Annotated in this window: 13 protein-coding genes and 1 riboswitch; of the genes, 8 read left to right on the top strand and 5 right to left on the bottom strand. The window is 51.8% G+C overall.

All coding sequences use genetic code 11. The annotated features are described in order from the left end of the window. The coding region (locus tag SGI98_01405) for a hypothetical protein (GenBank protein ID MDZ4742058.1) at positions 1-217 on the top strand (217 nt) is incomplete at its 5' end. A 10-nt stretch (positions 218-227) separates the two neighbouring features. Here SGI98_01405 and SGI98_01400 read toward each other — a convergent pair. The 3 genes from SGI98_01400 to gnd all read right to left on the bottom strand — a co-directional run bounded on the left by SGI98_01400 (position 228) and on the right by gnd (position 3,037). Beyond that, entirely contained in the window at positions 228-935 is a 708-nt protein-coding gene (locus tag SGI98_01400; protein ID MDZ4742057.1) for a YoaK family protein, read from the bottom strand. A gap of 69 nt (positions 936-1,004) precedes the next feature. Continuing rightward, a complete protein-coding gene (locus tag SGI98_01395; GenBank protein MDZ4742056.1) occupies positions 1,005-1,964 on the bottom strand; it encodes a ferritin family protein in 960 nt (319 codons plus the stop codon). Between the two features lie 56 nt (positions 1,965-2,020). Next, positions 2,021-3,037, bottom strand: a complete 1,017-nt coding sequence (gene gnd / locus SGI98_01390) for a decarboxylating 6-phosphogluconate dehydrogenase (protein MDZ4742055.1) — start codon at positions 3,035-3,037, stop codon at positions 2,021-2,023. Between the two features lie 244 nt (positions 3,038-3,281). Between gnd and SGI98_01385 the strand changes: the two genes are divergently transcribed. The 3 genes from SGI98_01385 to SGI98_01375 all read left to right on the top strand — a co-directional run bounded on the left by SGI98_01385 (position 3,282) and on the right by SGI98_01375 (position 5,172). After that, positions 3,282-4,631, top strand: coding sequence for a carbohydrate porin (locus tag SGI98_01385; GenBank protein ID MDZ4742054.1), 1,350 nt, complete (start codon positions 3,282-3,284; stop codon positions 4,629-4,631). Positions 4,632-4,753: 122 nt separating this feature from the next. Then, entirely contained in the window at positions 4,754-4,915 is a 162-nt protein-coding gene (locus SGI98_01380; GenBank protein ID MDZ4742053.1) for a hypothetical protein, read from the top strand. Beyond that, entirely contained in the window at positions 4,912-5,172 is a 261-nt protein-coding gene (locus SGI98_01375; GenBank protein ID MDZ4742052.1) for a hypothetical protein, read from the top strand. The genes SGI98_01380 and SGI98_01375 overlap by 4 nt, the downstream gene beginning before the upstream one ends. A gap of 348 nt (positions 5,173-5,520) precedes the next feature. Here SGI98_01375 and SGI98_01370 read toward each other — a convergent pair whose 3' ends face one another. Next, the gene (locus SGI98_01370) at positions 5,521-5,838 is read right to left on the bottom strand and encodes a hypothetical protein (GenBank protein ID MDZ4742051.1); all 318 of its coding nucleotides are present in this window, start codon (positions 5,836-5,838) and stop codon (positions 5,521-5,523) included. A 158-nt stretch (positions 5,839-5,996) separates the two neighbouring features. Here SGI98_01370 and SGI98_01365 point away from each other — a divergent pair, with 158 nt between their 5' ends. Both SGI98_01365 and SGI98_01360 read left to right on the top strand, forming a co-directional pair. Beyond that, entirely contained in the window at positions 5,997-7,094 is a 1,098-nt protein-coding gene (locus SGI98_01365) for a Fic family protein (protein ID MDZ4742050.1), read from the top strand. 230 nt (positions 7,095-7,324) lie between these two features. Beyond that, positions 7,325-7,480: riboswitch (cyclic di-AMP (ydaO/yuaA leader) on the top strand. A gap of 183 nt (positions 7,481-7,663) precedes the next feature. Beyond that, the gene (locus tag SGI98_01360) at positions 7,664-9,535 is read left to right on the top strand and encodes a KUP/HAK/KT family potassium transporter (protein ID MDZ4742049.1); all 1,872 of its coding nucleotides are present in this window, start codon (positions 7,664-7,666) and stop codon (positions 9,533-9,535) included. A gap of 137 nt (positions 9,536-9,672) precedes the next feature. On the opposite strand, the gene SGI98_01355 is transcribed toward SGI98_01360, so the two are convergent. Continuing rightward, the gene (locus tag SGI98_01355) at positions 9,673-11,349 is read right to left on the bottom strand and encodes a formate--tetrahydrofolate ligase (GenBank protein MDZ4742048.1); all 1,677 of its coding nucleotides are present in this window, start codon (positions 11,347-11,349) and stop codon (positions 9,673-9,675) included. A gap of 134 nt (positions 11,350-11,483) precedes the next feature. On the opposite strand from SGI98_01355, the gene SGI98_01350 reads away from it, so the two are divergent. After that, positions 11,484-12,560: a trimethylamine corrinoid protein 2 gene (locus tag SGI98_01350; protein MDZ4742047.1), complete on the top strand. Its 1,077-nt coding sequence runs from the start codon at positions 11,484-11,486 to the stop codon at positions 12,558-12,560. A gap of 190 nt (positions 12,561-12,750) precedes the next feature. Continuing rightward, on the top strand, positions 12,751-14,417 hold a 1,667-nt coding region (locus SGI98_01345), incomplete at its 3' end, for a glycoside hydrolase family 36 protein (protein MDZ4742046.1).

Below are 14,417 nucleotides of genomic sequence, written 5' to 3'. Positions count from 1 at the left end.
TCGTCCTACATGCGGAAATTCAAAAAACTTTATGGCCTTCGTGCCTTTCGTGCGCTTCATGGTGCAAATTGCTCCCCAGAAGGCAACCCGAGCCGGTCGCCCTACATGCGGAAATTTAAAAAAACTTTGGGTCCTTGGCGGCCTTCGCGAGAAACCCTTTTCATCCGGTGTGACTGATTCCTCACCCGGGGGGAGTAAACACTACAGGATATTTTAGGTACCCCGTGTCACACACCCTTGCGCACCCGCCAAGCAAATACTAAAAGGAGCACCACAGGCACAAGCAGGATCCCGGTCCCGGCAAAAAACATTCCTGCACTCCCGGCGACCGCACCGAGGGCATAGGCGCTCCAGACACAAATCGACACACGGGCATCGTTAATGGCCTCTTTACGCAGGCGGACATCGGTGTGGCGAAAGAACTTCGCCACCGACTGGGCAAACCGGTCCAGTACCCCGGTGACATAGGTCGTGGCAAATGTCGAGTGTCCCAATCCCCTCAGGACGGCATTTTGCATTCCCATCGCAAAAAGGAGCAGGGGGCAAACCAGATAATAAATTCCGGATCCCTTCGCCGGTTCCCCTATGAAAAAAACAGCAACCAAAAAGGAGCTGATCAAAAGAGCCTCCAAAAAAAGCAGGGTGGCACAACGTCGTCCGGACGTCTCGTGTAACACAAAATAATTCCCGAAGAGTAACCCCAAGACAAAAACTGGAACCGCCATGAAATGAGGTAAGCCCAAAGCAAATTGCCCCTGCCCGAAATAAGCCCCAAATGCCGCGCTATTTCCGCTCATGTGCGAAACAAAAAGTCCGCCCAGAGCTAAAAAACCAACAGCATCCACACATCCCCCCGTCGCCGCGAGAGCGTAAGCACCCAAGCCTGTACCGCTGCCTGTGACTCTTATTTTTTGACACTCTGACTCTTTACTCATGCAGGACTACTCCACCATATTCCGTACGAAAGTGCAATTTGCTCTTTATGAAAGCGGGGCAAAATGCCCTCATGATGAACCAATCACGATCCCGGTAATAAAGACGAGGACACCTCCGACGACGACCTGGAAGGCGGCGGATAATAAAGGGGTATCCATATATTTATGACGTATCCAGGAAATGATGGCGAGCTCCACGGCTACGACACCCACAGCCACAATCATCGCCATGTGGAAACTCCCGATTAAAAAGGGTAAGGTATGCCCGATACCTCCTAGGCCAGTCATGAGTCCACAAATGATACCCCTCACCCAGGGATGACCGCGCCCGCTCAAGACCCCGTCGTCGGATAATGCTTCGGCAAATCCCATGCTGATACCCGCACCGATCGAGGCAGCCAGCCCCACCAGAAAAGCGTCCCCGCTGTCCTTCGTCGCATAAGCCGCGGCAAAGACCGGGGCCAGCGTGGATACCGAGCCGTCCATTAATCCCGCAAGCCCGGGCTGGATCACCTGGAGCACGAATAGGCGGCGGGCGGTTTCTTCCTCACGCCCTGCGGCACCGGACTCCTTTAAATCCTGCTGGAGCCCAGCCGCCAGCGTTTCATGCCCCTGCTCGATGGCCGCTAAATCATCCAATAACGCCCGGACGACCAGATCATTGCTCCGTTTAGCCGCCGTCTGGTAAAATCTCAGGGACTCTGCCTCCATCACCTCCACCATGGATCGCACCTGGGGCACACTCAGGGTCCGGGCCAGCCAGAGGGGTTTACGCGTGATGAACCCTTTCACATTCTGCCTCTGGATATAGGGGATCATGTCGCCATAACGGCGGCGGTGCATCTCGATGAGGCGTGCGGCGTGGGTCTTTTCCTCATCGCGCATGGTCTCGAGCATTTTTGCGGTATCGGGATAGGTCTCCTTTAGGCGCGCGGCAAAATCCCCGTATATCCGGGCATCATCTTCCTCTAGCGAGATGGCCAAGGCTAATACTTCCGACGGGCTTAAATCTGAAAAGGATTTCGCCATACGCATGATTCCTGGGTTTTGGATTTCGCAAGGGATCTCGGCCCCTTTACTCTGGATTACTCCGAAGGTTTCTCGTGGTGCCCGCCAAATTCATAACGCATAGCGGAACAAACCTTGTCGGCAAAAACCGCTAGGTCCCGGCTCGAAAAACGCTCAAAGAGCGCGGCTGTCAGGACATAAGCAGGCACACCCTCATCGATGGCGGCATCCACAGTCCAGCGGCCTTCACCAGAGTCACTCACTCGTCCGCTGAAAGAATCCAATCCCGGATCTTTGGCCAAAGCATCTGCCGTGAGGTCTAATAACCAGCTCGACACGACACTCCCGCGGCGCCACACCTCAGCAATTTCGGGTAAGTCCAGATCGTATTGGTAAGCTTCCGGTTCACGCAGCGGGGTAGTCTCCGCGTCTTTTTCACGGGTTACTTTTCCGGCATTAGCATTCTTCAAAATATTCAAGCCCTCGGCATAAGCAGCCATCAAGCCGTATTCGATCCCATTATGCACCATTTTCACAAAGTGCCCGGCCCCTGATGCCCCACAATGGAGATAACCTTCTTCTGCCGTCCCTTTATTTGCCTTGCGCCCGGGGGTCACCGGAGTCGTCCCTTTACCAGGAGCTAATGCCTTCAAGATCGGGTCCAGATAACTAACCGCTTCATTACTGCCCCCGATCATTTCACAATACCCGCGTTCGAGCCCCCACACACCACCGGAGGTTCCTACATCCACATAATGAATGCCATTTATCGCCAGCTCTTTGGAACGGCGGATATCGTCCTTGTAATAAGAATTCCCGCCATCGATCAAAATATCGCCCTTCGCCAAGAGGGGTGCGAGTTTAGCGATCGTGTCATCCACATAAGCCGCCGGGATCATCATCCACACCGCTTTGGGGGAAGGAAGCTTTGAGACCAAATCAGCCGGGTCTTTTGCCGCAATCGCGCCTTTGGCCGCCAAATCATTTACCGCCGCGGTATTCATGTCCCATACCACGAGCTCATGCCCCGCTTTGATTAAACGTTGCACCATATTTGCCCCCATCCGTCCGAGTCCGATCATTCCGATACGCATAATATCTCTCCTTGTGTAAAAATTAAAATGTCACCCTATCCGGCACCAGTCCGGTATCCTTAAACAATAAAAAACTTGCCCACAATCCTCGGCCTTTTCAATCATTCTTTGGCATTTTTCTCAGGGCAAATTGCGCAGATACTTTGCCATTACAAAAAATAGATTTATTTACTCCCGTAGAATCACAATTATTGAAATCAACGGTTGTAAATCTTTATGATTATCATAATGTCAACAGAACAATATGAAAAATCCCTTCCTTTTTCTCTGTTTTACACTCGTCGCATTTCAACTCCACGGCAAAGAGCTGACCCCGGTTTGTAACACGACAAATAAAATCCCCGCTTATTGCTCATCCTCCGACCTGAAACAATGGTGGAATGGCGATTATCTCACCGGTGAATGGTGGGGGGCGCGCAAGACTTTGGCAGACAAGGGAATCACCTTTAATATTAACTACACCACCGACCTCGCGGGGAATCCCACAGGCGGCATGAGCCAGGGATTCACCTACACGGATAACTCTTATTTCGGGATGGATATCGATTTTGAAAAACTCGTGGGACTCCACGGGTTAAAACTCGAAATGAGCGGCCTCAACCGTGATGGAGCGAGCCTTTCGTCCGCCAATATCGGCAACCAATTCACCGTCCAACAAATCTACGGCAGTCAGGTACCGGTCTTCTACGCGCTTTTCCTCGAGCAAAAACTCTTTAACGACAAACTCGACATCAAGCTCGGGCGTTTCGGCACCGGCGACGATTTCGCCACCTCCCCGATCTACTGGATGTATATGAATAACGGCATCGATGGTAACCCCCAAGCTCTGCCGGTGAATACCGGTTATTACTCCTACCCGGCCGCCACCTGGGGTGCCCGATTCCGCGTCGATCCCAGTCCTGAGTTTAATTTCATGGGCGGCATCTATCAGGTGACCCAGCTCAATCTCGTCGAAAGTCACGGCCTGGATTGGGGAATAAACTCGAGCGACGGAGTCACCATGATCGGTCAAGCGGCTTGGACCCCGGAATTTCATAAACAAAGGGTGCCCTCCTCAGGAAGTGATAAACTCGCTAATGACGCCACAGAAATGAATGGTTACAAAGGCCACTACTGGGTGGGCACTTATTTCTCCCCCGCGCAATATGCGCAATTTGGTACGACTGAAACGGGTTCAAATGCCTATGGACTCTACGCACACGCCGACCAAATGGTCTGGAAAGAATCCCCCGGTACCGACCAAGGCCTCACCCTCTGGTCCTGCGCCGTCCTATCTCCCCAAGAAAGCTATGCGAAACTGCCTTTCCAAGTGAATGCCGGCGCCATCTACACCGGGCTTATTCCCACCCGTGACACGGACAGCACCATCTTTGGACTCATCTACGGTGATTTCAGCGATAACTACGCCCGCACGATTCAATCCACCGGCAAAGGGTATCCAGAATACGAAATGGTGTTTGAATGGGGCTATCGCTATAACATGACCAAATTCATCTATATCCAGCCCAATATCCAATGGGTGATCAACCCCGGCGGCACAGGTCATATCCCAAATGCCCTCGTCCTCGGCGCACAGGCCGGTGTGACTTTCTAAAATCAAAAACCACCCTCTTCACAAGACGGTCGAGTGGTTTTGCTCCGGCTGAAAGCAGGCTATAAGCTCGATGCCCCCCCGAATCGTTTCTGAAAAATGGCGGACGTCTGGTAGGCGGTGGTATGAAACCAAAACGGGACATCGACCATCAAACATTTGTCTTCCCCACCCCCTCCATAGCCGTTGGCATCGCCATGATCCTCGCTGCCATCCTCACCCGTTTTGTCCAGTCCCCTCACTCAGATGAGATTTTTTCCGCCGCACAAAAAAGCGGGAGACCATGATCAAAAAATCTCCCGCCAAATACAGGCCGGTGACTAGGTCATGGCGGCCATCCAGATGGGGGTGCATCTCTATAGGTAATGTCATCCTCTCTTACTCCTTGCTGGCACCCACGATCATTGTTTATACCTTGATTATCTTTGTCTTGGGCGCCCTCATCTCATTTAACCGCCTCAAAGTCGTCGAGTTACTCCATCAGACTTTCCCCGACACCATGACCCCTCCCCCTATTACCCCACAGGCGATCAAACAGGAGTAGGGCGAAGTGATAAGCTTTACTTATTTTTCCAGATCTGCTCGATCGATATCCACGAGTTTACCATCTGTAGTCTGTATCTGGATTGTCTCGGCATCCTCTAAATGTTCTTTTGAATGTTGCTGTGATATTATCTCAGTAAACCTTTTAATCAAGTTTCGGTGATGATCAATCAATTCTGAATAGAGGTCACACTGAAATGGCGCTCTGTGTATAGGGCACGAAGGAGGTGGAGATTAACCACAGATTAACGCCGATGAGCACAGATTTTTTAAAAGGGGAGATTTTATCACTCATGGCACGAAGGAGGCGGAGGGGGGTTTTCTGGATGGAGGGGAAGGAAGTCGAAAGTTAAAAGCGGGCACGAAGGATGCGGCGGAGTTTTTTTCTGGATGGAGGGACATGCTTCCGCATGTCCGAGACCTCGGGACCAAGCCGGAATTTGTCCGTGAAACCCCGGGCATGCAGAAGCCTGCCCCTCCAGTCGCGAGGAGCGATTTTTACCACGAAGGGCGAGAGTTTCACGGTGACATCCGACATACGGCAAGCAGGGCCGGTCGCTCTATGCAATGAGTGGCCCATCCCGCACCCATCATCCTTCGTGGTGCAAATCGCCCCGAGCCCCTGCCCTGAGCGGACGCAGGACTCCCCTTGTACAAATCGTTTCATAACGGCCTCGACGCCACTTTGGATGATTAGAGTCGCGCAAATTACTCATATCGATCATTCCTCGATTTTTTATACATGAACTCATTTTCATATATAGAAAAAACGATTTTCTTTACATGTATATACTCGTATGTTAAGAAAAATTACGATTTCTTTACATGAAAACACCCGAACCCCTGCCATTAAAGGCATTATCCACACTTGATACACGCGCCGTATGGGCGGCATTGGCCGAAGCGCACCGGTATCTGGCCGAGTTAAAAGGGTTGTGTGAATCCTTGCCTAATCAGGCGATCTTGCTGGACACACTGGGCATTCAGGAGGCAAAAGACAGTTCCGAAATCGAGAATATCATCACGACCCATGACCAGCTCTATGCATTCCAGCCGGGATCGGCAGAGTCACCTGCGGCCAAAGAGGTGCGTCATTACGTCAGCGCACTGCGTACCGGGTATCATGCAGTGCAGAAGAGTGGACTCATCAGGCTGGAAACCCTTTTGTCCGTGCACGCGGAGCTAGGACAGACGCAAGCGGGCCTGCGCAAATTGCCCGGCACGGTACTCAAAAATCAAACCACTGGGCAGGTGATTTACGAGCCCCCCCAGGATCCCGCCGAGGTATTATCATTGATAGTCAATCTCATTGATTTTATCCATGCCGATGATGGGCTAGACCCCCTCTTGCGGATGGCCATCACTCATCACCAGTTCGAAAGCATCCACCCATTTTATGACGGCAATGGACGTACCGGCCGGATATTAAATCTGCTCATGCTGCAACGTAGCGGCCTGCTGGATTTGCCGGTTCTCTATTTGAGCCGTTATATCACCACGACCAAAGGCGACTACTACCGCCTCTTGCAAGAAGTGCGCGAGGGACAGAGCTGGGAAAAGTGGTGTCTGTATATGCTCCAGGGTGTGGCGCTGACATCGCGCAGTGCGATCATCCTAGTCAAAGCCTTCCGGGACCTCATGATCCAAACCAAACACGACCTGCGGGAACACTTGCCCAAACTCTACAGCCAAGACCTACTCAATAACCTTTTCCGGTACCCCTACACAAAAATTGAATTCATCATGCGAGAACTGGGCGTGTCCCGTATCACGGCCACGAAATATTTGAATCAACTCAGCGCCGCCGGATTCGTCAGGAAACACAGGGTAGGAAAAACAAACTTCTACATCAATGACCGTCTCTTTAACCTCCTGAGCGGCGTCACACTCGAAAAAGTCCAACCGTCTAAACCTTCCCTCTAATTCATATTCTTATGTCCGATATCTCGGACTGGCAATTCTCCTGAGTAATCCAAAATAGTTCTCCTCATTTCAGTATCAGCCTCTTGTTTATAGAGAGAAAGAAAAGCTATTTTCATTTATGTGGAAATAACAAATAATCGAATCGAATTTTCACGACAAAAACCTTGATTAAATTTTTCCTCGTTCAAAATTACTTTCTTGTATTTTAGTATTAATTTTGAGATAAATTTACCCGCCAGCCGCCGAAGCCAATAAAAAAAAGGCGCGGGGGAACCAATCCGCCATCAAAAAAATGGCAGGGGTGAATGAAGCCGGGTAACCGGTACACAAGGCCACTTCCAAGGCCTAACCCGACAGCTAACCTCGCAGGCACATGGAAGGGCCGTTAGTGAGAGTCATCTTGCATGAACGATTGACCGGCCTTGAAAAAAAATCGATCTATCCCGAGAGGGAAGGATCATACAAACGAGGCCCGTGATGATTGATCCAACAAAAAAACGATTCTTGGTCGCCAGCGAAAACACCCCTGTACCAGCACAACAAAACCTAACTCCTTACGACATTCTGTCATGAAAACTGAAACAGGCTCAAAGAGTAAATGGATTTTAACCTTAGGCGCATTAGGGGTCGTCTACGGCGACATCGGCACCAGCCCCCTCTACACAATGCAGGAATGCCTCAATGTCGGTGAGGCCTACGGGCGGGAGGCCGCTGTCAAAGGCAGTTTATCCCTCATCTTCTGGGCCCTGGTACTAGTTGTTTGTTTTAAGTATATACTCTACGTCACCCGGGCGGACAACCACGGGGAAGGAGGCATCTTTGCACTCTTGGGATTGACAAAAAAAGGTGTCTCGAACCAGAAAACCAGTTTATTTGTCCTTACGGTTCTTGCTGGTGCTGCCCTGCTTTATGGTGACGGCATCATCACGCCGGCCATTTCCGTTCTAGGTGCGGCCGAAGGTCTCAAGGCGATTAACCCCGAGTTCGAAAAATATATCGTACCGATTTCCTGCGTGGTACTCCTGATCCTTTTTGCCTGTCAAAGGCAAGGTACCCACCGCATCGGTACGATTTTTGGTCCCGTTATGTGTGTGTGGTTCCTGAGCCTAGCTGTACTCGGGATATTTCAGATCGTCGAGTTCCCCGGGATCGCCGCGGCCTTAAATCCCTTCTATGGTATCAGTTATCTGGGAGGTCACCCCGAACGAGCGGCATTCATTCTTGGAGCCGTGGTGCTCTCGATCACCGGGGCAGAAGCTCTTTACGCGGACATGGGCCACTTTGGCCGCACAGCCATCGCCCGTGGTTGGTTTATCCTCGCATTCCCCTGCCTGGTCTTGAATTATTTTGGCCAAGGTGCCTACGTCCTCTCAAATCCCACAGACTTGTCGAATCCCTTTTACGCCATCGCCCCTGCGGGAGTCATTAAATACGGTCTCGTCGCCCTCGCCTTTGCTGCATCAGTCATCGCCAGCCAAGCCCTCATTACCGGCGTTTACTCCCTGACCCGCCAAGCCATCCAGCTCGGATTTTTCCCCCGCACACATATCACCCACACAAATGAAAATATCGAAGGGCAGATTTATATGCCCTTTATTAACTGGGCGATGGCCTGCGGTTCTATCTTCCTAGTGATCGAGTTCAAATCCACGGAAAACCTAGCCGCGGCTTACGGCATTGCCGTCACCGGCACAATGGCCATCACCACACTGGCGTTTTATTTTGTGATCCGTGAACGCTGGCATTACCCTGTCTGGAAAGCTCTGGGGTTATGTACGATTTTTATGATCGTGGATTTAGCCTTTTTCTTTTCAAATATCCATAAGATCGCCGACGGCGGCTGGTTCCCCCTTCTGGTCGGGGCCGCACTCCTTTCCATCATGTACGTCTGGAAAACGGGGCGTACCCACATTATGCAAACCCTCTACTCAAACCAGCTAGAAATGCCCGTAATCATCCAGGACATCAAGGACTCCCATGTCCACCGAGTCGCTGGTACAGCCATCTTTATGGCCGGGCGTCCGACCGGTGTGCCCGTGGTCTTACTCCATCATCTCAAGAATAACCAATGCATCCATCAATGCGTCATTATCATGAGTATCATGACCCAGCCCGTTCCACGCGTGGACATGGTCAAAGACATTGAAATCGAAGATCTGGGTGAGGGTTTCACCCGCGTCATCGTGCCCCATGGATATATAGAAACCCCGAAACTTTCCCAGATCATCGACATCCTCACTCTCAACGGGCTTCCGATCCAACATGGCCGCACCACCTATTATTTTAACCGTGAAGTCATCTTTTACGGCGGCAACTCCCGGCTCTGGCGCTGGCAAAAAAGTCTGTACGGGCTCATGAGCCGTAATGCCCGCCCCGTGCGCGACCATTACGGTATCCCGCCAAACCAAATCGTGGAAATGGGTTTGCCCGTGCGTATCTAACCACATGACCTCGATAGCCTGAGTCCCAGATTTATGAAAGGCTGACGGTTACTAACGGCATAATGGGGGGCGAGTCTTTCTAAAAGAGGTCTCCTTATATTCACTCGATCAAATATTTGGCTGGGTGAATAACTTCCTTACGACAAGCCTGAGATGACGCCGTCGTCGTCGATATCCATGCCTTCACTGGCCGGGACCGATGGTAGGCCGGGCATCCGCATCATGTCCCCTAGGATCGGGATGATGAATCCCGCTCCCACCGCAAATTCAAACTCCCGCACCGTGACCCGGAATCCCCTCGGGCGCCCGATACGTTTCTCGTCGTCGCTGAGTGATTTCTGAGTCTTCGCCATACATATCGGCAAGTGCCCGATCCCCAGTCGCTGAATGGTTTCCAGTCCCGCCTCCGCTTTCTCCGTGTAATCAACCCCCTCCGCCCCGTAGATCTCCCGCGCTATCGTCCCGATCTTCTCTTTGACCGGTAGGTTCCAGTCATAAAGGGGTTTAAAATGATTCCTCCCGCTGTCGAGCTCACTCACCACCGCCGAGGCCAGTTCCCGCGCTCCTTCGCCCCCTTCGGCAAAACCGTTACACACCACCGCCCGGATATCCATCTCCGCACAACGGTCAATGATATACTCCGTCTCTTCCCTAGTATCCGACGGGAAACGATTTACCGCCACCACCGGATGTAATCCAAATTTACGGCAGTTCTCGATATGTTTCTCCAGATTCTCGAATCCCCGTTTCACCCGATCGAGGGAAGGCGTGTTATACTCCTCCTTTAAAGCACCTCCGTGGTGTCTCATCGCCCGGATCGTCGCCACCAGCACCATCGCCTGTGGGGCCAAGTGCCCGTAACCACATTTGATATTCAGGAATTTCTCCGCGCCAAGGTCCGCGCCAAATCCCGCCTCCGTCACACAATAATCACTCAGGGACAGACCCATCTTTGTCGCGAGAATCGTATTCGTGCCTTGCGCAATATTCGCAAACGGCCCCGCATGGATGATCGCCGGGTTACCTTCCAGGGTCTGGACCAGGTTCGGCTTGATCGCATCACGCATCAAAAGCGCCATGCCCGCCTGCGCTTTTAAATCCCGCGCATACACCGGCTTCTTGTCGTGTGTGAATCCCACAAAGATCGATCCAAGTTTGTGTTTGAGGTCTTTAAGATTCTTCGCCATACACAATATCGCCATCACCTCGGAGGCCGCCGTAATATTAAACCCGTCCATGCGCTGGATACCGTTACCGCGCCCGCCATGGCCGATACTGATCGAACGCAGCGACCGGTCATTCATATCCATGACCCGCTTCCAATAAATCGCTGTAGGATCCAGCCCGAGGGAATATTGGCGGCTGTGGAGGTTATTATCAATGAGTGCACTGAGCAAATTGTTCGCCTTCTCCACGGCTGAAAAGTCCCCCGTGAAATGAAGGTTAATATCCTCCATCGGTACCACCTGCGAGTAGCCGCCCCCCGCCGCCCCCCCTTTGATCCCGAAAACCGGGCCCAGTGAGGGTTCACGTAAGACCACGGTGGTCTTGCGCCCGATCTTATTTAAGCCTTCGGACAATCCGATGGATGTTGTTGTCTTACCTTCCCCCGCAGGCGTGGGAGTAATCGCAGACACGAGGATGAGTTTGGCATGTTTGATCTTGTCCTCATCGATCAGGCTCAAGGGCAGCTTCGCCTTATACTTACCGTAATGCTCGAGAAGCTCAGGATCGATCCCCAGCTTGCGCGCAATATCATTAATGTGTGTCATCTTGCACGATTGCGCAATCTTGATATCAGTAGGAAATGGCATAGGTGAGCAAAAAGATAAACCCAGTCCTCTTTACATGGCAAAGACAAAATAACGGAGAGCACCACAGGATTCAGGAATATATTCATAAATTACCGGAAGAAATCTCTCCCTCATCATGATATTATGCTCCCCTTATGAAAAGCTATCTCGAAACAAAGCCCGACCTCGAAGTAAGCCTAAATCGTATGGAGGCTTTCTGGAATTGTTCGGTGCTGGACCGCCCTTTTGTCCATATCCCCACCGCTAAAACCAATGCTCAACCCTGGCCCCAAAAACAATTTGCTTCAAACCGTGAACGCTGGCTGGATGTGGAGTTCGCCGTCGAAATGGCTTTGGCCCTTACGGAAAATATCCTTTGGAAAGGTGACTCGATCCCGGTTTTTTTCCCGAACCTCGGTCCTGAGGTCATGTCCTGCGGGTTCGGTGCGGAACTCGAGTTCAGCGAATACACCAGCTGGTCGAAACCGGTGATCCATGACTGGAACCAGGTGGAAGGGCTTAAATTCGACCCGGATAATTTCTACATCCAAAAAATCTGTGAGTTGATCAAGCTCGGGGTCGAGAAGGGTAAGGGGAAATTCATTACCGGCATTACCGATATCCATCCCGGCGGGGATTTAGCTGCGTCATTACGTGAACCTCAGCAATTTTGCATCGACATGATGGAGTCTCCCGATGAGGTGGAGGCATTGCTGCAAAAAATCCAGCCCGCCTTTGAGGAATTTTACAATCTCCAGTACGACCTCATGCAGGCCGGAGGACAGGTCATGACGACGACTTGGGCTCCCCTCTACACGGAAGGTAAATATTATGTACCGAGTAATGATTTCTCCTGCATGATCTCCCCGCGCAGCTATAAAAAATATTTTGTCGAACGTCTCGAAAAGGAGATCGAATTCCTCGACCGATCCATCTACCACCTCGACGGACCAAATGCCCTGCAACACCTCCCGGCGATTCTGGGAATGAAGAAACTCGATGCTGTCCAGTGGGTCTTTGGCGCAGGTAACGGCACACCCAAAGACTGGATCCATGTTTATAAACAAATCCAAGATGCAGGCAAAGGAATCCAAATCATCGAGTGCGGTTACAATGACCTCGATGCGATCATTTCCACGCTAAAACCCGAAGGAGTCGCCATCACCACCGCAGCTGGCTCCGAGCAAGAAGCCGACGCATTCCTCAAAAAAGTCACCGAGTGGAAAAAATAAATCCTCCGCGCCTCAAGGCAGCGGGAGATTGATGTGGGGAGGATATGTCCGGTAGAGGATTCAGTCGTGCGCTAGCCCTAAAGCCGCGTGACCAAATAATGTTTTTCTTTCCAAAACATGATTTCCTCTTTTACTATGGGGGATCATTGATGTCCGTAATCTTTAAAAAACCATTGTATTACCTATCCCTATGAAAGAACTCATCCCGATCACTGAAGGCCAACTCGAAATCGTCTTAGGAATCCCCGAGTCCGGGCCTGTTCGCCTCCTCCATTTCCAAGCCGCCGCCTTTGATCCGGCAAAAGTCCCTGAAGACAAAGACCTGGGCCAATATTATAAACTCGTGGAAATCCAAGTCTCTGGGGAAAACCAGTGGGGGCACCACGGCCAAAAACACACCCTGACGTGCCCGGGTATCCGCCTCGAATACGTCTCACACAAGGACTACCGTTCCAGTCAGGGACGCAAAATCGAAATCGTCCAGAAGGAAGAAAAAGGTCTGGAGGTCATTGTTCATTGGCAATTTTTCGATGGCCTACCCGCCCTTCAAGCTTGGACAGAGGTCATTAATCGGGGCTCAGAAATCCAACCCCTGATTTTTGTCTCCAGCTTCCACCTCACCGGCATCGCCAAAGAAGGTGCCCGCCACTGGAATGACAAATGTTTTATTAATCTCGGGTTTAATACCTGGTATGGTGAAGCCCAGTTCAAACGCCACAAACTCCCCGATCTCGGGCTCACCGGCCTCGGAGGCTCGACTAACCGCCTCGCCTGGTCGAATGTCGGCACGTGGTCGTCCTCAAACCAGTTACCCCTCGGATACTTTGAAAATACCGAGGCCGGAACCGTTCTTTTCTGGCAGGTCGAACACAACGCCTCCTGGCATTTTGAAATCGCCGACGGTGGCAAAGACCTCTACCTGAGTGTCAGTGGCCCGACCGAACAAGAGTCGCACTGGTGCAAATTGCTCGCGCCGGGGCAAGCCTTTTCGACAGTGCCCTCTGGAGTCGGGGCCATCGCAGGCAGTGTCGCCGATGCCGCCAATGAGTTTAACCATTACCGCCGTGCCATCCGCCGCGAGAATGAGGACAACCGCAAATTGCCCGTGATCTTTAATGATTATATGAATTGCCTCAATGGTGATCCCACCACTGAAAAACTCCTGCCCCTGATCGATGCCGCTGCGGAAGTGGGTTGCGAATATTTCGTCATCGACTGCGGATGGTATTCAGACGACTGGTGGTGGCCCAGTGTCGGTGAATGGCTCCCCAGTGCCAAGCGGTTCCCCGGCGGCATCCAGGAACCCATCGATTATATCCGCAAAAAAGGAATGATCCCCGGCCTGTGGCTCGAACCCGAGGTCATGGGTATCGAATGTCCCATGGTCAAACAAGTCCCTGATGATTGGTTCTTCAAACGCCATGGCCGTGCCATCGTCGACCATGCCCGTTACCAGCTCGATTTCCGTCATCCCGATGTCGTGGCACACGTCGATAAAGTCGTCGACCGTCTCGTCAAGGACTACGGGGTGGGTTACATCAAGATGGATTATAATATTAATGGCGGTATCGGCACCGAGGTAAATGCCGAGAGTTTCGGTGAGGGTTTACTCGGGCATAACCGCGCTTTCCTCGGATGGCTGGACAAATTGCTCGTGCGTTACCCCGACTTGATTATCGAGAATTGCGGGAGTGGTGGCCTCCGGATGGACTATGCCATGCTCAGCCGCTTGAGTATCCAGTCCACCAGCGACCAGACCGATTATAGTCTCTACCAATATATCGTTTCCGCCCTCCCCCTCGTCCTCGCCCCCGAGCAAGGTGCGGTGTGGAGCTACCCCCTGCGCACTGGTGACCG

The organism is Verrucomicrobiota bacterium (assembly GCA_034440155.1).
In the GTDB taxonomy this organism is placed as follows: Bacteria; Verrucomicrobiota; Verrucomicrobiia; order JAWXBN01; family JAWXBN01; genus JAWXBN01.
This window is presented reverse-complemented; position numbering and strand designations above follow the sequence as displayed.